Below are 21280 nucleotides of genomic sequence, written 5' to 3'. Positions count from 1 at the left end.
TACCGGAACCGGGAATTCTGGTGCCGCGGGTACTACGTGGACACTGCAGGAAAAAATGCAAAGAAGATACAGGAGTACATCCAACGACAGTACGAGCAGGACAAAGCAGGAGAGCAACTGACCATGCCGAACTTCTAAAGCACCCGTTTACGGGCGGCAAGTAACAGAACTTTCGCGGCTGGCAGACCGTACTTGCGCGACGTGACGCGCATGCTAGTATTCTAGGGCTATGCCCGCATGTGAAAAACCCCCGGCTTGGCCGGGGGTTATTTATTGCTTCTGTGAGCGGGGCGTCAGTTCTTCTTGCCCTTCAGCTCTTTCATGCGCAGGTCATGGCTCAGGATGCGCTTGCGGATGCGCAGGCTCTTGGGGGTGACCTCCAGCAGCTCGTCGGGGGCCAGGAACTCAAGGCAGCCTTCCAGGCTGAACTTGCTCACCGGCACCAGGCGCAGCGCGTCGTCGGAGCCGGAGGCGCGGGTGTTGGTGAGGTGCTTGGTCTTGCACACGTTCACGGTGATGTCTTCACCGGTGGGGGTGTAGCCCACCACCATGCCGCCGTAGACCTTCTCGCCGGGGGTCACGATCAGAGTGCCGCGGCCCTGGGCGTTGAACAGGCCGTAGGTCACGGCGTCGCCGGTCTCGAAGCTGATCAGGCTGCCGGTGCTGCGGCAGGTGATGTCGCCCTGCCACTCCTCGTAGCCGTCAAAGATGGTGTTCATGATGCCCTCGCCGTGGGTGTCGGTGAGGAACTGGCTGCGGTAGCCAAACAGGCCGCGGCTGGGCATACGGAACTCCAGACGCACCCGGGTGCCGATGGGCTCCATCTGCTGCAGAATGGCCTTGCGGGCGCCCAGAGCGGTCATCACCGCGCCCTGGTAGTCGGTGGGCACATCCACGACCACCCGCTCCATGGGCTCCATGGTCTTGCCGTCCTCCACATGGGTCAGGACCTTCGGGGGGCTGACCTGCAGCTCATAGCCTTCGCGGCGCATGGTCTCGATCAGGATGGACAGGTGCATCTCGCCGCGGCCCATCACACGGAAGGAGTCGCTGGTGGCGGAGTCCTCCACTCGCAGGGCCACGTCCTTCAGCAGCTCGCGCTGCAGCCGGTCGCGGATCTGGCGGCTGGTGACGTACTTGCCTTCGCGGCCGGCGAAGGGGCTGTCGTTCACGGAGAAGGTCATCTCCACGGTGGGGTCGTTGATCTTCACGAAGGGCAGCGGCTCCACGTTGGCGGGGTCGCACAGGGTGTTGCCGATGGTCACGTCGGCCAGGCCGCTGAAGGCCACGATGTCGCCGGCCTTGGCCTCCTCGATGGGCTCGCGGCCGTTGGCCTTGAAGTCATACAGCTTGGTGATGCGTCCGCGCAGGGAGACGTCGGGGTTGTGCCAGTCGCACACCTGCACGTCCTGGCCCACCTTGGCCACGCCGTTCTGGATGCGGCCGATGCCGATGCGGCCCACGAAGTCGTTGTAGTCCACGCTGGAGCACAGCATCTGGAAGGGAGCCTCGGGGTCGCCCTCGGGGCACTTGACGTACTCCAGAATGGTGTCGAACAGGGGCTTCAGGTCGGTGCCCGGCACGTCGGGGCTGTAGCTGGCGGTGCCGGCGCGGCCGGAGCAGAACACCATGGGGCTGTCCAGCTGCTCGTCGGTGGCGCCCAGGTCCATCAGAAGCAGAAGCACTTCGTCGATGACTTCCTTGATGCGGGCGTCCGGACGGTCGATCTTGTTCACCGCGATGACCAGGCTCAGGTTCTGCTGCAGCGCTTTCTGCAGCACGAAACGGGTCTGGGGCATGCAGCCCTCGGCGGCGTCCACCAGCAGCAGCACGCCGTTGACCATCTTCAGAACACGCTCCACCTCGCCGCCGAAGTCGGCGTGGCCCGGAGTGTCCACGATGTTGATCTTCACACCGTTGTAAACGGTGGAGCAGTTCTTGGACAGAATGGTGATGCCGCGCTCCCGCTCGATGTCGCCGGAGTCCATCACGCGTTCAGCCACCTGCTGATTCTCCCGGAACGCGCCGCTCTGCTTGAGCATCTGGTCCACCAGGGTGGTCTTGCCATGGTCGACGTGGGCGATGATGGCAATGTTGCGCAGGTCTGTACGTTGCATTTGCGTACCCTTCCTTTCTTCCCGATGGTCGCGCCCGAAACGCGGCCTTATCTATTACTTCTATAATGCACAGTAAAAAGCACGCTATTTATAGTACGGCACGCCCTGCGGTTTGTCAAGAATATACAAATAATTTTTAAATATTCTGCCAAATGAACAAAATATGCGGTTTTGCTTGTGCTTTCGGAACCGCCGGAAAAGAAAATGAGAGGATTTTTGAAAAAAAGGGCTTGCAAAACCGCCGAACGTCTGCTATAATAACGAAGCTGTCACATGACATGGGCGGTTAGCTCAGCTGGTAGAGCATCTGCTTGACGTGCAGAGGGTCAGGGATTCGAGTTCCTTACCGCCCACCAAACCCCCGGAAACGCACTGCGTTTCCGGGGGTTTTGCTTTTCTTGCGAAAATATGGTATAATTAAAGCGTACCAGGAAAGACCCCCTGCGCCTTGCAACGGCGCAGGGCAACCGATGAGCCGAGGGATGATGTCGTGTGTCATCCCCGGCTTTTTTGCGCGAAAACAGGAGGAAACAGCATGAAGGATCGCAAATGGATCGTTTTGGGCCTGGCGGCGGCTCTGGCGCTGCTTCTGGCGGCCTGCGGCGCGAAGCTGACCGCGGTCACCCTGCCCGAAGAACCTCTGGAACTGACCGTAGGCGGCACGGCGCCGCTGGAACCGGAATTCACCTGGGACGGTGAGGCGCCCGCCGAAGGCCCTGCCGTGACCTATACCAGCGCCGACGAGACGGTGGCCACCGTGGACGAGAACGGCACCGTGACCGTGGTGAGCGCCGGCGAGGTGACCATCACCGCCGAGACGGCCTGGGAGGTGACGGGCAGCGTCACCCTCACCGGCAAAGAGGCTGCCAAGCCCTCGGGCAGCGGCTCTTCCGGCAGCAGCTCCGGCAGCGGCAGCGTTGCCGCTCCCACCGAGGACGCCCCCGAGGGCTGGGGCACCCACGGCTGGTTCTATGTGGACGTGGACACCACCGCCTTTGACCTGCAGAACCAGCTGCGGGCAGCGGCGGGCGCGCCGGCCCTGACCTGGGACGACAGCCTGGCCTCCATCGCCCAGAGCCGCTGCCAGGCCATCGCGGTGGACTTCAGCCACAACGGCGCCCAGACCACCGGCGAGAACATCGCCGTGGGCTACGCCGACGCGGCCTCGGTCATCGCAGCCTGGCAGGGCAGCTCTGGCCACTACGCCAACATGATCAACACCGTTTACACCCGGGGCGCCATCGGCCACATGTACGACGGCGACGGCTGCCATTACTGGGTGGCTGTGTTCGAATGAGCACCGGGAAAAAGTGAACCCACCGGCCCGGCGGCCCCTTTTCGAAAGGGCCGCCGGGCCTTTTTTGTTCCAAAGCGGAAAAACCGCCCTCCGTTTGCCCTGGCCGCAGTTTTGTGATATACTATATCGGATAATATGGAGAAGTGTGGCCGCAGGGCCAAAGAGGGAAGAGTTTATGCGCGTTTTGGGCATCGACCCCGGCTACGCCATCGTGGGCTGGGGGGTCGTGGAATACATCGGCAACCGGTTCACGCCGGTGGACTTCGGGGCGGTGACCACCCCGGCGGACATGCCCTTCGAGCAGCGCCTGGCGGCGGTGTACGAGGGTGTTTCGCGGGTGATGCGGGACTATTCCCCCGAGGCACTGAGCATCGAGCAGCTGTTCTACCAGCACAACCAGACCACCGTCATCGGCGTGGCCGAGGCCCGGGGGGTCATCCTGCTGGCCGCCGCCCAGTGCGGCGTGCCGGTGTTCGAATACACCCCCATGCAGGTCAAGCAGGCGGTCACCGGCTATGGCAAGGCGGTGAAAAAGCAGGTGCAGGAGATGACCCGGGTGCTGCTGCGCCTGGACAAAGTCCCCAAGCCCGACGACACCGCCGACGCGCTGGCCATGGCCATCGCCCATTGCCACTGCAGCCGCAGCCGGCTGCAGAACATGCCCTTGCGCTGATAAAGGAGGCGTTTCGCCGTGATCTATTGCCTGAACGGAAAGATTTTGAAAAAAAGCCTGGACCAGGTGGTCATCAGCTGCGCCGGGGTGGGCTATCAGGTGCAGGTGCCCTCCAGCGTGGCGGGGGCGCTGCCCGCCGTGGGCCAGGAGGCCACCCTCTACACCTGCATGAACGTCACCGAAAGCGACGTGTCCCTTTTCGGTTTTGCCGACGAGGAGCAGCAGGCCTGCTTTAAAATGCTCACCGCCGTGAGCGGCGTGGGCCCCAAGGTGGGGCTGGCGATCTTGAGCGTGCTCACCCCCCAGCGCATCGCGCTGGCCGCCTCGGCGGGGGATCACAAGGCCTTCACCGCCGCCACCGGCGTGGGCCCGAAGCTGGCCCAGCGCATCACCCTGGAACTGAAGGACAAGGTGGGCAAGGGCCTGGCCGAGGGGCTCACCCTCGCCGATTTGGGCCCGGCGGCCCCCGCGGCGGGCAGCAATCTGGCCCAGGCGGCCGCCGCTCTTACCAGCCTGGGCTACACTTCCGGCGAGGCGGCGGCAGCGCTGACCAAGCTGGACGATACCCTGCCGGTGGAAGAACTCATCAAGCTGGCGCTGCGCGGCATGGCAAGGAGGTAAACCGTGGAAGATTTTGACCGCAACGACCGTCTGGTCAGCCCCGAGATGAACCGGGGCGAAAGCGAGGAACTGAACCTCCGCCCCCGCACGCTGGAAGAGTATGTGGGCCAGGAGAAGGTCAAGGAGAACCTGCGCATCTATCTGGAAGCCGCCAAGCGCCGGGGCGAGCCCATGGACCACATCCTGCTCTACGGCCCTCCGGGCCTGGGCAAGACCACCCTGGCGGGCATCGTGGCCCAGGAGATGGGGGTGCAGATCCGCATCACCAGCGGCCCCGCCATTGAAAAGCCCGGCGACCTGGCCGCCCTGCTGACCAATCTCCAGGAGGGCGACGTGCTCTTCATCGACGAGATCCACCGCCTCTCCCGCCAGGTGGAGGAGGTGCTCTATCCCGCCCTGGAGGACTACGCCCTGGACATCATGATCGGCAAGGGCCCCAGCGCCCAGTCCATCCGCATCAACCTGCCCCGGTTCACCCTCATCGGCGCCACCACCCGGGCCGGTCAGCTCACTGGCCCGCTGCGTGACCGCTTCGGCGTGCTTTTGAAGCTGGAGCTTTACAGCCCCGACGAGCTGGCCCGCATCATCCGGCGCAGCGCCGGCATTTTGGGCCAGCCCTGCACCGAGGAAGGGGCTCTGGAACTGGCAAAGTGCAGCCGGGGCACCCCCCGTGTGGCCAACCGCCTGCTCAAGCGGGTGCGGGACTTCGCGGTGGTGCTGGGGGACGGCACGGTGGACGGCGATGCCGCCCGGCTGGCCCTCAAGCGCATGGACATCGACGCGCTGGGCCTGGACGAGCTGGACCGCAGCCTGCTGCGGGCCATCATCGAGCTGTACGGCGGCGGGCCGGTGGGTCTGGACACCCTGGCCGCGGCGCTGGGCGAAGAGGCGGTGACGCTGGAGGACGTGTGCGAGCCCTATCTCATGCAGATGGGCTTCCTTACCCGCACCCCCCGGGGCCGGTGCGTCACCCGGCTGGCCTACGAACATCTGGGCATGCGTGCTCCCGCCGCTGCCGAGGAAAACGGCCAGCAGAGCATGTTTTGACCCGATGCAACAAGAAAACTTCACAATTACAGGGTACAATATAGAATCCACTGCTGTGGAATGAGAAAAAGGAGAAGTGCCTATGCGTGCTGCTGGCAACTGGCAGGACTATGAACTCATCGACGCCACCGGCGGCAACCGGCTGGAGCGTTGGGGCGACGCGCTGCTGGTCCGCCCGGACCCGCAGGTGGTCTGGAAGAACGAGCGCACCAGCCCCCTTTGGGCCAAGGCGGACGCGGTCTATCACCGCAGCGACAAGGGCGGTGGCCGCTGGGAATACCGCCGCCGTCTGCCGGAAAAATGGCAGATCGGCTGGGACGATCTGCGGCTGGTGGTCAGCCCCACCGGCTTCAAACACACCGGCGTGTTCCCCGAACAGGCGGTGAACTGGGCCTTCTATAAAAAAATCATCGCCGCCGCCGGCCGGCCCATCCGGGTGCTGAACCTCTTCGGCTACACCGGCGGAGCCACCCTGGCCTGCGCCGCCGCGGGGGCCAGCGTCTGCCATGTGGACGCCTCCAAGGGCATCGTGGCCTGGGCGCGGGAGAACGCCGCCGAAAGCCGCCTGGCGGACAAGCCCATCCGCTGGATCGTGGACGACTGCTCCAAGTTCGTGGCTCGGGAAGCCCGCCGCGGCAGCCGCTACGACGCCATCATCATGGACCCGCCCAGCTACGGCCGCGGCCCCGGGGGCGAGGTGTGGAAGCTGGAAGACTGCATCTACGACCTCATCGCCCAGTGCGCCGGGGTGCTCAGCGACGCGCCCTTGTTCGTGGCGGTGAACAGCTACACCACCGGCCTGTCGCCGGCGGTGATGGAGTACATCTTAAAGACCCTTCTGTGCCCGGTGTACGGCGGCGAGACGTCTTGCGACGAGATCGGCCTGCCGGTGTCCAGCACCGGCGGTGTGGTGCCCTGCGGCGCCACCGCCCTGTGGCTGGCAAACGGCGCACGGACGGGGGAGGAACAGTAATGGAGCACATGATCAACGCCGAGGGTGTGCGCTTTCGCTACACCCCCGAATCGCCCCTGGCCGTGGACGGCGCGTCCGTCGCGGTGGACAAGGGCGAGTTCGTTGCGGTGCTGGGGGCCAACGGCTGCGGCAAGAGCACCCTGGCCAAGCACTTCAACGCCATCCTGCTGCCCGAGGCCGGCACCGTGCTGGTGGAGGGCATGAACACCGCCGACGAGGAACACCTCTATGATATCCGCCAGAAGGTGGGCATGGTGTTCCAGAATCCGGACAACCAGATCGTCGCCACCGTGGTGGAGGAGGACGTGGCTTTCGCCCTGGAAAACCTGGGCGTGCCCCCCGCCGAGATCCGCGCCCGCATCGACGACGCCATGAAGATGGCGGGCATCTACAAACACCGGGAAAAAGCGCCCCACAAATTGTCGGGCGGCCAGAAGCAGCGGGTGGCCATCGCCGGCGTCATCGCCATGCGGCCGGACTGCCTGGTGCTGGATGAATCCACCGCCATGCTGGACCCCCGTGGCCGGGAAAAGGTGATGGAGACCATCCGCCACCTCAACCGGGACTACGGCATCACCGTGGTGTCCATCACCCACTACATGGACGAGGCCGCCCAGGCCGACCGTGTGGTGGTGATGAGCGAGGGCAAGGTGGTCATGGAAGGCACCCCCCGCCAGGTGTTCAGCCGGGTGGAGGAACTGCACCGGCTGCGGCTGGACGTGCCTCAGGTCACCGAGCTGTGCTGCCAGCTGGCCGAGGCCGGGGTGGACATCGCCACCGACATCATCAACGAGGAAGAATGCGCCGCCGCTCTCTACGAGCTTTTGAAGTAAACGCGGCGGTTTCGGGGCAAAGGCCCCGCAAGAGGGAGGGAAAGGCGGCCTATGGCAGCCATCATCGAAACAAAGGGTCTGACCCATATCTATAACCCCGGCATGCCCGACGCCACCGTGGCGCTGGACAAGGTGGACTTTGCCGTGGAAGAGGGCGACTTCGTGGGCATCATCGGCTCCACGGGGTCGGGCAAAAGCACCCTCATCACCCACTTCAACGGCATTCTGAAGCCCACCGAGGGCCAGGTGCTGGTGGACGGCCAGGACATCTGGGCAAAACCGGCGGACATCCGCAAGTTCCGCTTCATGGTGGGGCTGGTGTTCCAGTACCCCGAATACCAGCTGTTTGAGGAGACGGTGTATAAAGACATCGCCTTCGGCCCCAAAAACATGGGCCTGGACGAGGCCGAAATAGACCGGCGGGTGAAGAGCGCCGCCCGGTTCGTGGGCCTCAAAGACGAATATCTCGAGCGCAGTCCCTTTGAGCTTTCCGGCGGCCAGAAGCGCCGGGTGGCCATCGCCGGCGTGATGGCCATGGAGCCGAAAATCCTGGTGCTGGACGAGCCCGCCGCGGGCCTTGACCCGGAGGGACGGGAGATGATCCTCTCCCAGGTCAAGCGCTTCCACAAGGAGACCGGCACCACCGTCATTCTGGTGAGCCACTCCATGGAGGACATCGCCAAATACGCCGACAAGGTGCTGGTGATGGACCAGCGCCGCATCGCCATGTACGACACGGTGGAGAAGGTCTTTGCCCGGGCGGACGAACTTCTGGAGCTGGGCCTCTCGGTGCCCCAGGTGACCAAGGTGTTCCTGCGGCTGCGGGCCATGGGGCTGGACCTGCCCCAGGATGTGTACACCGTGCCCTACGCGGTCAGGACCATCCAGGCCGCCCTGGCGAAAAAGAACGGGGGAGGTGAGGCGACGTGCTGAAAGACATCACCATCGGCCAGCACTTCCCCGGAAACTCCGCGGTGCACCGCTGCGACCCCCGGCTGAAAATTCTGCTGGTCATCGCCTACATCGTCATCCTGTTCACCGTCACCAATTTCCTGGGCCTGGCGCTGAGCATCCTGCTGCTGGCGGGGCTGTATCTCATGGCCCGCATCCCCCTCAAACTCATTCTGAAGAGCCTCAAGCCCATCATGCCCATCGTGGTGTTCACGGCGGTGCTCAACCTCTTCTTTATGGGGGGCGAGGGCGAGCCGCTGGTGGCGTTCTGGGTCTTCCGCATTTATAAAGAGGGCGTGGCCTACGCCATCTTCATGGCGGTGCGTATCGTGGCCCTCATCGCGGGCACCAGCCTGCTCACCTACACCACCAGCCCCATCGTCCTCACCGACGCCATCGAGCGGCTGCTGCGTCCCTTTGCGAAACTCCATCTGCCGGTGCATGAGCTGGCCATGATGATGACCATCGCCCTGCGTTTTATCCCCACCCTCATCGAGGAGACGGATAAAATCATGAACGCCCAGAAGGCCCGGGGCGCCATGCTGGACAGCGGCTCCCTCTCCGACCGGGTCAAGGCCATGGTGCCCATCCTCATCCCGCTGTTCATCTCGGCCTTCCGCCGGGCGGACGAGCTGGCCATGGCCATGGAGTGCCGCTGCTACCGGGGCGGCGAGGGCCGCACCCGGCTGAAAGTGCTCCGCTTCGGCGCGCTGGACTGGGCGGCGCTGGTGGTATGCACGCTGGCCTTCGCGGCCCTGTGGGCCACCCGCTTCCTGATGCCGGGGGTTTTGTAACATGAACATCCTGCTGGATATCAGCTACGACGGCACAAACTTCTGCGGCTTTCAGGTGCAGAAGAACGGCGTTTCCGTCTGCGAGACCCTTCAAAACGCCCTGGAGGCCCTTTTCGGCGCCCGGCCGGACGTGAAGGGCTGCGGCCGCACCGACGCGGGGGTGCATGCCTTGCACTACGCGCTGAACTTTTGGGCGGACACCTCCATTCCGGTGGAAAAACTGCCCCTGGCCCTCAACCGTCACCTGCCCGACGCGGTGCGGGTGAACGCCGCGCACCGGGTGCCGGAGGAATTCCATGCCCGCTATTCCGCCCACACCAAGACCTACGTTTACCGCATCTGGAACAGCCCGGTGGAAAGCCCTTTTGAGGCGGCCTACCACCACCGCATCAGCGCCCCGCTGGACGCGGAGGCTATGGACAAAGCGGCGGCGAAGTTCGTGGGCACCCATGACTTTTTGAGCCTTTGCTCGGCGGGCAGTTCGGTGGCGGCAAAGGGCGACACCGTGCGCACCATCACCGCCTGCAAGGTGGAGCGGCAGGGGCCGCTCGTCACCATCACCGTCACCGCCGACGGCTATCTCTACAACATGGTGCGCATTCTGGCCGGCACCCTTGCCGAAGCCGGCCGGGGCGCCCTTGAACCCGACGCTGTGCCCGCCATTCTGGCCGGGCGCGACCGCTCTCTCGCCGGGCCCACCCTGCCGGCGAAGGGACTGTTTTTGAAACAGGTGGACTACCCTGCAGAGGCGCTGGGCCTCTGAATCCGTTTTTGAAAGGAGGCGCCGCCGTGAGCGAAGAAAGGTCCAATGTGACCCGTTTGCAGGAACTGCGCCGCCGGCGCGCGCTGCGGCGGCTGCGCAGGCTGCTGCTGGTGCTGGCCGCCGCGGGCGCGGTGGCCCTCTATTTCACCGGCGCGTTCAGCCAGGCGGCCCTGGCCGCCCGGGAGACCTTCGACTCGGTGCGCATCGCCCTGTCGCCCGGGGCGGGCTGGCCGGTGAAGACCGGCATCCCCGAAGTGCTGCAGGCCGAGCCTCTTTCCGGCGGCTTTGTGCTGCTGGGCAAGCAGGACGTGGGCGTCTGGTCGGCGGGCGGCACCCAGCTGCGCACCATCCAGCACGGCTACGCCCGCCCGGCCGTCAGTGTGGGCAACACCCGCTTTTGTCTCTATGGCCGCTCCGGCTATGAGCTGCGGGTGGAGGGCCGCACCGACACCCTCTACAAGCGCACTTTTGAACAGCCCATCCTGCTGGCCGAGATGAGCACCGGCGGCAGCGTGGCGGTGGTGACCCAGTCCGACCGGTTCGCCGCCGAGCTCACCGTGTGGGACGCCTCCATGGAGTTCCGCTACGGCTGGAACCCCACCGACACCGAGGGAACCCCGGTGCGGGTGGCCTTTGCCCGGGACAACAAGCGCCTGGCGGTGGCCTGCCTGGTGGCCCAGGGGGGCAGTTTGCAGACCAACCTCTATTTCCTGGACATCCGCAGCGATGAGATCACCGCCTCGGCCAGCGCCGGCGGCCAGCCGCTGCAGCTCCACTGGCTGACCAACGACCGGCTGCTGGTGCTCTATGACCGCATGGCTGCCGTTTACAACGCGGCCACCGGCGAGCAGACGGCGGTGTTCAGCTACGAGGGCGAGACCCTGGGCGCGGCGTCGGTGTCCGGCCAGAACTGCGCGCTGCTGTTCAGCCCCGACGCCAGCGATTCCCCCGCTCGGCTGGTGGTGCTGGACCCCCAGATGCAGATGCTGGGTGAGGCCAGCGTGCCCGCCCCCGCCGCCGGGGTGGTTTGCACCCGCACCGCGGCATATGTTTTAAGGCAGGAGAGCGTGGCCGCCTACAGCCTGGCCGGCGAGGCCCTGTGGGAAGCCCCCACCGGGACCAAGCCCCTGGCCGTGCTGGACGCGAAACAGCTGGTGGTGGTCACCGGCGGCCAGGCGGACCTGCTCACCGGGGAGGGCCAGAGCGCCTGACCCTGCCAAAACCAACGAAAAAGGAGTGATCGGATGAACGCGGCCATCGTGTTCGATTTTGTAATGCTGGCCCTGCTGCTTGTGGTGGCCTTCGCCTACGCCCGCCGCGGCTTTGCCGCGGGCCTTGTGCAGTTCGTGGGCAATCTGGCCAGCCTCATCGGGGCGCTGGTGCTCAGCCAGGAAGCCTCGCCGCTGCTGTTTGAACAGTTCTTCCAGAGCGGCTTTGTGACCAGCATCCAGAACACCATCTCCGCCGAGGGGACGGTGAACATCCAGTCCACCATCGAAAAGTACGCCGGGTTTCTGCCCGAGAGCATCAAGGAGAGCCTCACCGCCTCCGCCGCCGGCCTTTTGGACAGCGGCGCGCCGGACCTGGCGGTGAAACTGGTGGACGAGGTCATCGCCCCGCTGCTCACCCCCATCATCGCCATCGTGCTGTTCTTCGTGGCCTTTGCCCTGTGCAAGCTGCTGGTGAGCCTGCTGGTGGCGGTGCTCACCAACGTCAACCGCATCCCGCTGATGGGCTCGGTGAACCGGTTCTTCGGCTTTCTCATGGGCCTGCTGGCGGGCACGGTGGACCTGTATCTGGTGCTGTGCGCCGTGTGGGCGGTCATCGTCATCACCGGCGGCTCCATCGAGTTTTTGAACGACCAGGCGCTGGCGGGCAGCATCGCCTACAGCGCGTTCGGCAAATTCAATCCGTTTTATTAAAGGGGCCGCGGGCCCCGTGACCCTGAGCTTTTGCCAGACGGCAGAGAGGGAGAGAGACCTATGCTTTGTGTTAAATGCAAAAAACGCACCGCCGTGGTGTTCATCCAGCGCATGGAGGACGGCCAGCCCAAGCAGGAGGGCTACTGCCTCACCTGCGCCCGGGCGCTGGGCATCAAGCCGGTGGACGACCTGATGAAACAGTTCGGCATGCGCGACGAGGACCTGGAGGCCATGGAGGAGCGCATGAACAGCTTCATGGAAGAAGCGGGGGAGAACGGCCTGTCCGGCATGTTCCCCTTTGCCCCCATGGGCGAAGAGGAGGGCGACGACGGCAAGGAGGGCGGCTCCGACGAGGAGTTCACCCCCGGCGGCTCCGCCACCTTCCCCTTCGGCTTTGGTTCCAAGGGCGACAAGAAGAAGGAAAAAGACAAGGAAAAAGGCCCCGGCAAGCTGAAATTCCTGGATAAGTACTGCGAGAACCTCACCGCCCGCGCCGCTGCCGGCAAGCTGGACGAGATCGTGGGCCGCGACCAGGAAATTTACCGTACCATCCAGATCTTGGCCCGCCGCCAGAAGAACAACCCCTGCCTCATCGGCGAGGCCGGCGTGGGCAAGACTGCCATTGCCGAGGGCATCGCCCAGCGCATCGCCCGGGGCCAGGTGCCCGCCTGCCTCAAGGGCAAAAAGCTCTACCGGCTGGATCTCACCGCCCTGGTGGCCGGCACCCAGTTCCGCGGCCAGTTCGAGCAGCGGGTCAAGGGCCTCATCGACGAGGTCAAGCGGCTGGGCAACGTGATCCTGTTCATCGACGAGATCCACAGCATCACCGGCGCGGGCGACAGCGAGGGCGCCATGAACGCGGGCAACATCTTAAAGCCCGCTCTGTCCCGCGGTGAAATTCAGGTCATCGGCGCCACCACCTTCACCGAGTACCGCAAGTTCATCGAGAAGGACCAGGCGCTGGAGCGCCGCTTCCAGCCCGTGAAGGTGGGCGAGCCCAGCATCGCCGACGCCATCAATGTGCTGAATGGCATCAAGAAGTATTACGAGGCCCACCACGGCGTGGAGGTGCCCGCCCAGATCGTTTCCGCGGCGGTGAACCTCTCCGAGCGGTACATCTCCGACCGCTTTTTGCCGGACAAGGCCATCGACCTGTTGGACGAGGCCTGTGCCTGCTGCAACCTGCGCCACCCCGAGATCAGCGAGCTGGCCGACACCCAGAAGGCTCTGGCCGCGCTGGAAGCGGAGGAGCTGGCCCAGGAGCAGGCGGGGAACGGCCCGGACTACGAGCGCCTGGCCCAGATCAAGACCGAGATGGCCCAGCTTCGGGAAAAGCTGCCCGAGCTTCAGATGAAGGCGGGCGGCATCAAGGTGGAGATGCAGGACGTGGCCAAGGTGGTGGAGCTGTGGACCGGCATCCCCGCCATGAAGGTGGAGCAGAGCGAGTTCGCAAAGCTGCTGAACCTGGAAAGCGAGCTGAAAAAGCGCATCATCGGCCAGGACGAGGCCGTGGAGGCGGTGGCCCGCGCCATGAAGCGCGCCCGGGCCGACCTTTCCGGCAAGCGGCGGCCCGCCAGCTTCATCTTTGTGGGCCCCACCGGCGTGGGCAAGACCGAGCTGGTGCGCCAGCTGGCAAATCAGCTGTTCGACACCCCCGACCCGCTCATCCGCATCGACATGAGCGAGTATATGGAAAAGCACGCCGTCAGCCGGCTCATCGGCGCCCCTCCGGGCTACGTGGGCCACGACGAGGCGGGCCAGCTCACCGAGCAGGTGCGCCGCCGGCCTTACAGCGTGGTGCTGTTCGACGAAATCGAAAAGGCCCACCCGGACGTGATGAACATCCTGCTGCAGATCCTGGACGAGGGCCGCATCACCGACAGCCAGGGCCGCACGGTGAACTTTGAGAACACCGTCATCTGCATGACCAGCAACGCCGGCAGCACCGAAAAGACCGGCGAGACCGGCTTTGCCAAGACTGCCGAGCAGATGAGCGCCAACAAGGCCATGAAGGCGCTGAGCGACTTTTTGCGCCCGGAGTTTCTGGGCCGTGTGGACGAAGTCATCGCCTTCAAGCCTCTGTCGGAGGAGAGCCTGGAGCGCATCGCCGCCCTGGTGCTGGACGAGTACGTCCAGCCCCTTGCGGACAAGGGCGTGGCCTTCACCTACACCCCCGCCGCCTGCAAGGCGCTGGTGGCCGAGGCGGGCGCCAAGTTCGGCGCGCGCGATCTGCGGCGCACCATCCGCAAGAAGGTGGAGGACCCCCTGGCCGAGCGGTTCGTTGCGGGCACGCTCACCGGCACCGTCAAGCTGGACGCGCCGGAAGGCCGGCTGGAACTGATGTAACGGAGTTGTCTCTGAATTGTAACCGAAAAGTTTACGAAAAACTGACAATGACGGCGTAAAGTTGAAATATTTTCGGGTGCCGGTCCGTTAGAGGGGTGTAAGCCCCTCGCGGCGGGCCGTCGCGGAGGAGCGTGAGGAAATGGCGGAATTGCCGGTGTGCGAGAGCACCGAGATGGAACGGCTGGTGGACGAGTACGGCACCGGCATGCTGCGCATGTGCTGCATGTATCTGGGCGACGTTCACCTTGCTCAGGACGCCGTGCAGGACGCCTTCATCAAGATCTACCGCGCCTGGCGGCCCATCGAAAATCCCGCCGCCGAAAAGGCCTGGGTCATGCGCATCACGGTGAACGTCTGCAAGGACTATCTGCGCAGCGCCTGGAAGCGTAAGGTCAGCCTGGTGGAGCAGTACCCCGAGATGCCGGGCATGGAAAACCCCAAGGACGGCCAGGGCCGCCTGTTCCAGGAGATCATGGCCCTGAAGCCCAAATACAAAGAGGTCATTCTGCTGCACTATTACCAGCAGCTGAAGGTCAACGAGATCGCCGCGGTGCTGGGCGCGCCCCAGTCCACGGTGAGCATCCGCCTGCGGCGTGCCCGCGAGGCGCTGAAAAAACGATTGGAAGGAGGGCAATATGAAGATCTGTGACGAAACCGTCCGGGCCGCTGTCGACAGCGGCTTGAGCAGCGTCCGGATGGACGCTGCTCAAAAGCAGGCTATCCTGGCCCAGTGCCGGCCCACGGTGGCCGTGCGGCGTCCGCTTCGCCCGCTGCGGCGCGTGCTGGCGCTGGCCGCGGCCTTTGCCCTCGTTCTGTGCCTGGGCGGCGGCGTGCTGGCCGCGGCTCCGGAACTGCAGCAGAAGCTGGCCGTGCTGGGCGAGGAGACGCTGCAGATGCTCCAGCCCATCAACCAGGTCAGCGAGGACGATGGCGTGCGCATGGAAGTGCTGGCTGCCATGAGCGACGGCCAGGTGGCCGCCGTCTACATCGCCCTGCAGGACACCACCGGCCAGGGCCGTATCGGCCCGGACGCCGATATGTACACCGCCGACATCAGCGGTGCCTTCTTCACCGCCGGCGAGGTGGCGGAGTACGACGAGAGCACCGGCACCGCCATCCTGCGGCTCACCGGCGACGGCAGCCAGCAGCTTGCGGGCAAAAAGGTCACCGTGGGCACCACCAGCATCACCTCCGGGCTGTCCTTCAACGACCCGGTGGACCTGGGCTATACCATGGAAGAAGTGCGCAGCCTTACCGGCAGCATTCCGGTGCAGTATAACCGGCAGATCGATTCCTGGGGCGCCACCGGCCCTGCCATGGAGTGCTACACCAAGCTGCTGGACGAGGGCAAGATCCCCGTGCTCACCGGCTGGGAAGAGCCGGTCGCCCTGCCCGGTGTGGACTGGGCCAATGTGAACGCCGCGGGCGTGGTGGACGGCCAGCTGCACATCCAGGTGAACAACCTGGGCGGCATGGGCCGGGTCAACCGGCTATCCTTCTCTTTGTGGGACGCGTCCGGCGAACGGGTGCCCTGCACCGAGCTGGAAATGGACCTGGGTGAAGATCACAAGATGGGCACCTTCCAGAGCTACAACGACCTGGTGGAGTATGTGCTCATTCCGCCGGAGGATGCGGACCTGTCGGAGCTGTCCATCCGGATGGAGACCATGACCTACGACCATCTGCTCGACGGCAACTGGGCCACCACCTTCCGGTTGGAGGAAGCCAGCGAGTCGCTGGTCATCCCCTGCGGCAAGGATATGAATCCCTGGACGTTGGACGAAGTGCAGGTGTCGCCCATCTCTGTCACCGCCTTCGGCAGCGGCGAGATGACCGCCGAGAGCGAAGCCGCCGACCTGAAGGTTATTCTCACCGACGGCAGCGAGGTGTCCAGCAGCAGCGCCAGCGTCAGCACCGGCGACGGGACCGTCATCTGCCGCAGCATCTTTGACCGGGTCATCGACCTGGAGAATGTGGCAAAGGTGACCCTCAACGGCGAGGAACTGCCGCTGCCCTGAACGTTTCCACAAACCAAAAGCGCGCTTTGCCAAAGGGCAAGGCGCGCTTTTTTGTGCGGCGGATTCAGCCCTCCTCCTGCGCCAGCAGCGACTGACGCAGCGAACCCACCGCCGCTTTTTCGATGCGGCTGATGTAGCTGCGGCTGATGCCCAGAAGATCGGCCACCTCCTGCTGGGTCATGGGCGGCTGGCCGCCCAGGCCGTAGCGCAGCAGCACCACCTGCCGCTGCCGACCGGAAAGGCCGTCCACCAGCTGCCGCAGCCGGGCGGTCTCGTCCCGGCGCTCGCAGTCCTCGTCCAGCAGAAAATCGTCCGGCACCACGTCGATCACCGTCAGGGCGCTGCCGTCCTTGCCCGCCTCGATGGGTTCGTTCATGCTCACCGTGGCGGGGGCCTTCTTCTGCTTGCGGAAACTCATGCGCACCTCGTTGTCGATGCAGCGGGAGGCATAGGTGGAAAAGCGGGCCTGCTTTGTGTTGTCGAAACTGTTCACCGCCTTGATGAGCCCGATGGTGCCGATGCTGATGAGATCCTCGGCGTCGCCGGGCAGGGAATAGTATTTCTTCACCACATGAGCCACCAGCCGCAGGTTGTGGCGGATGATGCGGTCCCGGGCGGCCATGTCGCCTTTTTTGAAAGCCTCGAAGGCCTCCACTTCCTGCCGCGGCGTCAGCGGGCGGGGAAAACTGCCCGTTTCCAGATGCAGCGCCAGATACAGAATGTGGGACGCGATAAAACTGAAAAAGATGCCGAACATAAAACAACCCTCCCTGCCATAAAGGTATGGCGGGAGGGCGGTGTTGTATGCCCGGGCGCGGGGCTTATTTCAGCTGCAGCCCGTCGTGGAAGGCGCGGCCGGCGATTTCGCCCACCGTGCGGTAGAGGTTGTGGACAGGGTCAAAGGTGATGGGCCGCAGTTTGGCCGGGTCGATGCGGCCGGCTTCGTCCAGCACCGCCTCGTCGGCGCTCACGTTCACGATCTCGCCCACCAGACGGCAGCTTTCCGGGTCATAGCTCACCAGGCGGCACTCCACCGCCATGGGCAGTTCGTCGATGAGGGGCGCGTCCACAAAGGCGGAGGGAGTGACGTGCCAGCCTGCCTTTTCCAGCTTGTTTTTCACCTTGTTGCCCGACTCGATGCCCACATAGTCGCAGGCCGCCATCTGGTCGGCCGTGGCCATGCTCACGGTGAAAGCCTTGCGGGCCAGGATGTTGGCGGTGGTCTTGTGGTCGGCGCTGATGCAGAAGGAAAGCTCCTTGTCATCGCTCACGCCGCCCCAGGCAGCGTTCATCGCGTCGGGGATGCCGTCCTCGCCCCAGCTGGCCAGAATGAACACCGGCTGGGGATAGGTCCAGGGTTTCGCTCCGAAATTTTTGCGCATGGTATCTCCTCCTTATGCCCGGCGTCATTCTGCCTTGGAGCCGCCCTGCCGGTGCCGGCGCTGCTCCACCATCTCTACGAACCATTCTACCATATTCGGGTCCTGATGGGAGAAAAATGCGCTCTGCTTTTTGTCCAGCGCGGCGATGGACTCCATCTCCTCTTCGCTGAGAGAAAAATCGAACACGTCCAGATTTTCCCGCATGCGCTCCAGATGGACGGACTTTGGGATGACCGCCACCCCCCGCTGCAAGTGCCAGCGCAGCATGACCTGGGCGGCGGTCCTGCCGTGGCGGCGGCCGATGTCCGTCAGCGCCGGGTCGGAGAACACGCCGCCCCGACCCTCCCCAAAGGGAGCCCAGGCCTCCGGCTGCACGCCGTACTTTTTCATCCACTGTATGGCCTCGGCCTGCTGGTGGTAGGGGTGCATCTCCACCTGATCCACCATGGGCCGGATGCGGGCAAAGCTGGCCAGGTCCACCAGCCGGTCGGGATAAAAGTTGGACACGCCGATGGCCCTCACCAGCCCTTCGTCATAAAGTTCTTCCAGCGCCCGCAGGCGCCGTAGTAGTCGGCAAAGGGCTGGTGCAGCAGCACCAGATCCAGATAGTCCACGCCCAGTTTCTCCATGGAATCCAGCACCGAGGCCCGGGCGGCCTGCTGGCCGTAATCTTCCACCCACACCTTGGTGGTCAGAAAAATATCCTCCCGCGGCACGCCGGACTTGCGGATGGCGCTGCCTACCTGCGCCTCATTGAAATAACTCTGGGCGGTGTCCAGCAAACGGTAACCCGCGCCCAGGGCGTCCAGCACGCACCGCTCGCACTCCTGCGGGCTCACCTGATAAACGCCGTAGCCCAGCATGGGCATCTTCACCCCGTTGGAAAGAGTCGTGTATTCCATCGTTTCTTCCTCCGTTTCTGCCCCCCTTGCACTGCGCCGGGGGATGTGGTATCCTCAGTGCAGCATCCGGTAGTTACTACCGGTCAACCCCTGATTTGTGAGAAAAGTGCGAAAGGAGAGGTCCATGCTCTATTCCATGAAAGAGGTTTGCCAAAAGACCGGCATGAACTATGAAACGCTGAAATTCTACTGCAACCAGGGCCTTGTGCCCAACGTCAAGCGGGACGGCGGCAACCGCCGGGTGTTCGACGAGCGGGACCTGGCCTGGCTGGAGGGGCTGGGCTGTCTGCGCCGCTGCGGGCTGAGCATTAAGGAGATGCAGCACTATGTGCAGCTGTGCCTGCGGGGGGAGGCGTCCATCCCGGAGCGCAAGGTCATTCTGGCCGAGCGGCGCAAGACGCTGGAGGAAGAGATGGCCCGGCTGCAAAGCGCGCTGAAATATCTGGACGACAAACAGGCGTTCTACGACGAGGTGCTGGCGGGCCGCAGGCCCTATGTGAGCAACCTTCTGCCCCAGAAATAAAACAAAACCCCCGCGGACCCGGCAAAAGGCCCGCGGGGGTTTTTGAATGGGAAAGGCGCGCTCACACGCTCTCTTCCAGCCTTTCCACAGCGGCGGCAAAAACGGGATGTTCCCGCAGTTCCGGGTCGGTCATCTCCCGGCGGACGCCGTCCAGCAGCATCCGCCGCATCCCGGCGGGGAATGCGTCGCCGGGCTTTGCTTCGCAATTCAGCGCCGGGGCGAAAAGGTCCGGGTCCGGCCGGGGCAGGGGGGAGAGAAGCTGGTCCACATAGAGGGAAAAATGCTCGGCGGCCTCGTCCCACTCGCCGGCCTTCCGGTGTGCCTCCACCAGAAATCCCTCACTCAGGTCGGCCAGGCCGAAGGTGCCCGTCAGCGAGCGGTAGGCCTGCACCATTTTTTCCAGTCGGCGGGGCTCCTTCTCGCTGCCCAGCATCAGCGCAAGGGTGGACATCGCCTTGCTGACCGCGGTGTAGAGCTGGGTCTGAAGCAGTTTTTGGGCCTCTTCGTCCTGCCCCCGTTTTCGATACAGCAGGGCACGCACGGCGGTGGCGTCTCCCGGATGCTCAGGCAGTTCGTCCAGCAGGGTCTGGGCCTTGTCCGGGTCGTCCTCTGCCAGCGCCAGGCTGGCCAGCTGAATGGTGGACGCCTGCCAGTAGGCCGCGGCGCCCGAGGCCCGCACCCGCTCCAGCAGTTCCCGCTTGAAAGCGCGCCAGCGGGCCTTTTGTTCCGCCGATGCGTCGGGAAAGAACATCTCAAAGCTGTCGCACACGGCGGCCGCGTTGAACTGCAGGGCGGTGCAGCCGGGCCAGCGACATACCAGCTGGCGCAATTCCTCCTCGCCGGCGGCGGGCCCCTTTTGAGGCAGGGCTTCCATCAGGGCGTTGATCTGCCGCGCCACTTCCTCGTCGCTGAGGGCAGCCTCAAACTGCAAAAGGCCGTCCACGGTGGTGCCCAGCGCCCGGGCCAGGGGGCATAGCAGCGCCACGTCCGGGCAGGAGGCGTCGGTCTCCCACTTGCTTACCGCCGGGCCGCTCACTCCCACCAGCGCCGCAAGCTGCTCCTGGGTCAGCCCCCGGGCCTTGCGCAGTGAGGCGATGGTGGCGCCTATCTTCAATGGGTTCATCTGTTCCATAAAGCGTCGTCCTCTCTTTGTTGCTCCGCGCGGTTTCTGCCTTTATTGTAACCGTGCCGCGCCCCCGTGCCAAGAGAGGCGGATTCAAGCGCCCGGCAGTTTTTTCTGAACGGCGCTCAAGTTTTGACGCGGCCGCTCACAGAAAGGAGGCAACGACGCTCCGCAGGGCTGCGTGGCATCTGCCGTTGGAGGCAAGGATACCGGTGGGCTTCAGTTCATCCAGCGCGTGTTCGGTCATCCCTTCCACCGTGCCGTGGGCGCCGCGGACGATGATGGCCCCCGCGGCGTAGTCCCAGGGCTGCAGGGTGTGCTCGTAAAAGGCGTCGATCCGGCCGCTTGCCAGATAGCATAGGTCCAGAGCCGCGCTTCCGCTGCGCCGGATGTCGCGGCCTTTCAAAAACAGTTCCTTCATGATGCCGAAGGTCTTGTCTGCCAGGGTTTTGTCGTAGGGGGAGGTGCCCGTCATGATCAGCGCGTTTTCCAGCTCGTTGTCCGTGACGCACAGTGCCGTTCCGTTGCAGGTGCTTCCCATGCCCTCGACGCCCACGAAACACTCATCCAGATAGGGGTCGTACACCACCCCCACCACGCCCTTTTTCTGATGATACAGCGCGATGGAGATGCAGGAGTGGCGGTAGTCATAGAGGTAGTTGGTGGTGCCGTCGATGGGGTCGATGACCCATGTGAACCCATCGCCGATCTGCCGGTGTGTGCCCTCCTCCGCCAGAACGCAGCTTTGGGGCAGAAGATTCAGGCATTCCTCTACGATGAGCTGCTGGCACTTCACGTCAATGTCGGTCACCACATTGGCCGAGCCGCCTTTTTCTGTGACGCTGCCGATCTTGCTGCCGGCAATAAACGCCCCGGCACGTTTGGCGATCGCGGCGATCTGCTGTGCCCAGGCCTGTTTCATTTCGTTTGCGATCATGATGGTTCGTCCCTTTCCCGGTGCAGGTTTTTCCCTATTATACCAGCAATCGCCGGGA

Annotated in this window: 20 protein-coding genes, 1 tRNA gene and 2 pseudogenes; 17 read left to right on the top strand and 6 right to left on the bottom strand. The window is 64.3% G+C overall.

Features of this window, described 5'->3' with window-relative positions; translation table 11 throughout:
- Positions 1–164 (top strand): annotated as a pseudogene (locus ACMNAY_RS09565) (IS200/IS605 family transposase); the annotation flags it as partial.
- A 129-nt stretch (positions 165–293) separates the two neighbouring features.
- On the opposite strand, the gene typA reads toward ACMNAY_RS09565, so the two are convergent.
- Positions 294–2117 carry a translational GTPase TypA gene (gene typA / locus ACMNAY_RS09560; RefSeq protein ID WP_418719209.1) on the bottom strand — a complete coding sequence of 608 codons (1824 nt, stop codon included), beginning with the start codon at positions 2115–2117 and terminating at the stop codon, positions 294–296.
- A 280-nt stretch (positions 2118–2397) separates the two neighbouring features.
- Here typA and ACMNAY_RS09555 point away from each other — a divergent pair.
- The 15 genes from ACMNAY_RS09555 (at position 2398) to ACMNAY_RS09485 (ending at position 16355) form a co-directional block, all read left to right on the top strand.
- A tRNA-Val gene (locus ACMNAY_RS09555) sits at positions 2398–2473 on the top strand.
- 179 nt (positions 2474–2652) lie between these two features.
- Positions 2653–3414 (top strand): CAP domain-containing protein, encoded by a 762-nt coding sequence (locus ACMNAY_RS09550; protein WP_418719208.1) that lies wholly within the window; start codon positions 2653–2655, stop codon positions 3412–3414.
- Between the two features lie 175 nt (positions 3415–3589).
- Entirely contained in the window at positions 3590–4087 is a 498-nt protein-coding gene (gene ruvC / locus ACMNAY_RS09545) for a crossover junction endodeoxyribonuclease RuvC (RefSeq protein WP_418719207.1), read from the top strand.
- An 18-nt stretch (positions 4088–4105) separates the two neighbouring features.
- A complete protein-coding gene (gene ruvA / locus ACMNAY_RS09540; protein WP_418719206.1) occupies positions 4106–4708 on the top strand; it encodes a Holliday junction branch migration protein RuvA in 603 nt (200 codons plus the stop codon).
- 45 nt (positions 4709–4753) lie between these two features.
- Positions 4754–5755: a Holliday junction branch migration DNA helicase RuvB gene (gene ruvB / locus ACMNAY_RS09535; RefSeq protein WP_418719210.1), complete on the top strand. Its 1002-nt coding sequence runs from the start codon at positions 4754–4756 to the stop codon at positions 5753–5755.
- 82 nt (positions 5756–5837) lie between these two features.
- Positions 5838–6728 (top strand): class I SAM-dependent methyltransferase, encoded by an 891-nt coding sequence (locus tag ACMNAY_RS09530; RefSeq protein ID WP_418719205.1) that lies wholly within the window; start codon positions 5838–5840, stop codon positions 6726–6728.
- A complete protein-coding gene (locus ACMNAY_RS09525) occupies positions 6728–7561 on the top strand; it encodes an energy-coupling factor transporter ATPase (protein WP_394969453.1) in 834 nt (277 codons plus the stop codon). The genes ACMNAY_RS09530 and ACMNAY_RS09525 overlap by 1 nt, the downstream gene beginning before the upstream one ends.
- Positions 7562–7612: 51 nt before the next feature.
- Positions 7613–8494: an energy-coupling factor transporter ATPase gene (locus ACMNAY_RS09520; protein ID WP_418719204.1), complete on the top strand. Its 882-nt coding sequence runs from the start codon at positions 7613–7615 to the stop codon at positions 8492–8494.
- Positions 8488–9306 carry an energy-coupling factor transporter transmembrane component T family protein gene (locus ACMNAY_RS09515; protein ID WP_394975786.1) on the top strand — a complete coding sequence of 273 codons (819 nt, stop codon included), beginning with the start codon at positions 8488–8490 and terminating at the stop codon, positions 9304–9306. The genes ACMNAY_RS09520 and ACMNAY_RS09515 overlap by 7 nt, the downstream gene beginning before the upstream one ends.
- Before the next feature lies 1 nt (position 9307).
- Positions 9308–10069: a tRNA pseudouridine(38-40) synthase TruA gene (gene truA / locus ACMNAY_RS09510; protein ID WP_394969459.1), complete on the top strand. Its 762-nt coding sequence runs from the start codon at positions 9308–9310 to the stop codon at positions 10067–10069.
- A gap of 26 nt (positions 10070–10095) precedes the next feature.
- Positions 10096–11280 (top strand): DUF5711 family protein, encoded by a 1185-nt coding sequence (locus tag ACMNAY_RS09505; RefSeq protein ID WP_418719203.1) that lies wholly within the window; start codon positions 10096–10098, stop codon positions 11278–11280.
- Positions 11281–11313: 33 nt separating this feature from the next.
- Complete coding sequence (locus tag ACMNAY_RS09500; RefSeq protein ID WP_418719202.1) at positions 11314–11991, top strand: hypothetical protein; 678 nt, start codon at positions 11314–11316, stop codon at positions 11989–11991.
- Between the two features lie 60 nt (positions 11992–12051).
- Positions 12052–14337, top strand: a complete 2286-nt coding sequence (locus ACMNAY_RS09495; RefSeq protein WP_394975779.1) for an ATP-dependent Clp protease ATP-binding subunit — start codon at positions 12052–12054, stop codon at positions 14335–14337.
- A 139-nt stretch (positions 14338–14476) separates the two neighbouring features.
- Complete coding sequence (locus ACMNAY_RS09490) at positions 14477–14986, top strand: sigma-70 family RNA polymerase sigma factor (protein WP_394968702.1); 510 nt, start codon at positions 14477–14479, stop codon at positions 14984–14986.
- Complete coding sequence (locus tag ACMNAY_RS09485) at positions 14973–16355, top strand: hypothetical protein (RefSeq protein WP_418719201.1); 1383 nt, start codon at positions 14973–14975, stop codon at positions 16353–16355. The genes ACMNAY_RS09490 and ACMNAY_RS09485 overlap by 14 nt, the downstream gene beginning before the upstream one ends.
- Before the next feature lie 64 nt (positions 16356–16419).
- Here ACMNAY_RS09485 and ACMNAY_RS09480 read toward each other — a convergent pair whose 3' ends face one another.
- The 3 genes and pseudogenes from ACMNAY_RS09480 to ACMNAY_RS09470 all read right to left on the bottom strand — a co-directional run bounded on the left by ACMNAY_RS09480 (position 16420) and on the right by ACMNAY_RS09470 (position 18639).
- Positions 16420–17112 (bottom strand): sigma-70 family RNA polymerase sigma factor, encoded by a 693-nt coding sequence (locus tag ACMNAY_RS09480; RefSeq protein WP_394968698.1) that lies wholly within the window; start codon positions 17110–17112, stop codon positions 16420–16422.
- A 64-nt stretch (positions 17113–17176) separates the two neighbouring features.
- Positions 17177–17737 carry a flavin reductase family protein gene (locus ACMNAY_RS09475; protein WP_418719200.1) on the bottom strand — a complete coding sequence of 187 codons (561 nt, stop codon included), beginning with the start codon at positions 17735–17737 and terminating at the stop codon, positions 17177–17179.
- Between the two features lie 24 nt (positions 17738–17761).
- Positions 17762–18639, bottom strand: a pseudogene (locus tag ACMNAY_RS09470) (aldo/keto reductase).
- A gap of 124 nt (positions 18640–18763) precedes the next feature.
- Here ACMNAY_RS09470 and ACMNAY_RS09465 point away from each other — a divergent pair.
- Positions 18764–19162 (top strand): MerR family transcriptional regulator, encoded by a 399-nt coding sequence (locus ACMNAY_RS09465; RefSeq protein ID WP_418719199.1) that lies wholly within the window; start codon positions 18764–18766, stop codon positions 19160–19162.
- 61 nt (positions 19163–19223) lie between these two features.
- On the opposite strand, the gene ACMNAY_RS09460 is transcribed toward ACMNAY_RS09465, so the two are convergent.
- Together ACMNAY_RS09460 and ACMNAY_RS09455 are read right to left on the bottom strand one after the other, a co-directional pair.
- On the bottom strand, positions 19224–20294 hold the full coding sequence (locus ACMNAY_RS09460; protein ID WP_418719198.1) for a helix-turn-helix domain-containing protein: 1071 nt from the start codon (positions 20292–20294) through the stop codon (positions 19224–19226).
- A 136-nt stretch (positions 20295–20430) separates the two neighbouring features.
- Positions 20431–21222: an inositol monophosphatase family protein gene (locus ACMNAY_RS09455; protein WP_394975769.1), complete on the bottom strand. Its 792-nt coding sequence runs from the start codon at positions 21220–21222 to the stop codon at positions 20431–20433.
- Positions 21223–21280: the final 58 nt, after the last annotated feature.

The sequence above is a fragment of the Candidatus Allofournierella merdipullorum genome (assembly GCF_048426865.1).
Lineage (GTDB): Bacteria > Bacillota > Clostridia > Oscillospirales > Ruminococcaceae > Allofournierella_A > Allofournierella_A merdipullorum.
The sequence above is the reverse complement of the archived record's forward strand: the minus strand, read 5'-3'. Positions and strand labels throughout refer to the sequence as shown.

Excerpts from the sequence above, each read along its gene's own strand:
- ACMNAY_RS09485 (WP_418719201.1), top strand. The coding sequence starts at position 14,973 with ATGAAGATCTGTGACGAAACCGTCCGGGCCGCTGTCGACAGCGGCTTG.
- ACMNAY_RS09465 (WP_418719199.1), top strand. The coding sequence starts at position 18,764 with ATGCTCTATTCCATGAAAGAGGTTTGCCAAAAGACCGGCATGAACTAT.
- ACMNAY_RS09480 (WP_394968698.1), bottom strand. The coding sequence starts at position 17,112 with ATGTTCGGCATCTTTTTCAGTTTTATCGCGTCCCACATTCTGTATCTG.
- ACMNAY_RS09520 (WP_418719204.1), top strand. The coding sequence starts at position 7,613 with ATGGCAGCCATCATCGAAACAAAGGGTCTGACCCATATCTATAACCCC.
- ACMNAY_RS09550 (WP_418719208.1), top strand. The coding sequence starts at position 2,653 with ATGAAGGATCGCAAATGGATCGTTTTGGGCCTGGCGGCGGCTCTGGCG.
- ACMNAY_RS09455 (WP_394975769.1), bottom strand. The coding sequence starts at position 21,222 with ATGATCGCAAACGAAATGAAACAGGCCTGGGCACAGCAGATCGCCGCG.
- ACMNAY_RS09495 (WP_394975779.1), top strand. The coding sequence starts at position 12,052 with ATGCTTTGTGTTAAATGCAAAAAACGCACCGCCGTGGTGTTCATCCAG.
- ACMNAY_RS09490 (WP_394968702.1), top strand. The coding sequence starts at position 14,477 with ATGGCGGAATTGCCGGTGTGCGAGAGCACCGAGATGGAACGGCTGGTG.
- ACMNAY_RS09500 (WP_418719202.1), top strand. The coding sequence starts at position 11,314 with ATGAACGCGGCCATCGTGTTCGATTTTGTAATGCTGGCCCTGCTGCTT.
- ACMNAY_RS09460 (WP_418719198.1), bottom strand. The coding sequence starts at position 20,294 with ATGGAACAGATGAACCCATTGAAGATAGGCGCCACCATCGCCTCACTG.
- ACMNAY_RS09530 (WP_418719205.1), top strand. The coding sequence starts at position 5,838 with ATGCGTGCTGCTGGCAACTGGCAGGACTATGAACTCATCGACGCCACC.
- truA (WP_394969459.1), top strand. The coding sequence starts at position 9,308 with ATGAACATCCTGCTGGATATCAGCTACGACGGCACAAACTTCTGCGGC.
- typA (WP_418719209.1), bottom strand. The coding sequence starts at position 2,117 with ATGCAACGTACAGACCTGCGCAACATTGCCATCATCGCCCACGTCGAC.
- ruvC (WP_418719207.1), top strand. The coding sequence starts at position 3,590 with ATGCGCGTTTTGGGCATCGACCCCGGCTACGCCATCGTGGGCTGGGGG.
- ACMNAY_RS09525 (WP_394969453.1), top strand. The coding sequence starts at position 6,728 with ATGGAGCACATGATCAACGCCGAGGGTGTGCGCTTTCGCTACACCCCC.
- ACMNAY_RS09475 (WP_418719200.1), bottom strand. The coding sequence starts at position 17,737 with ATGCGCAAAAATTTCGGAGCGAAACCCTGGACCTATCCCCAGCCGGTG.
- ruvB (WP_418719210.1), top strand. The coding sequence starts at position 4,754 with ATGAACCGGGGCGAAAGCGAGGAACTGAACCTCCGCCCCCGCACGCTG.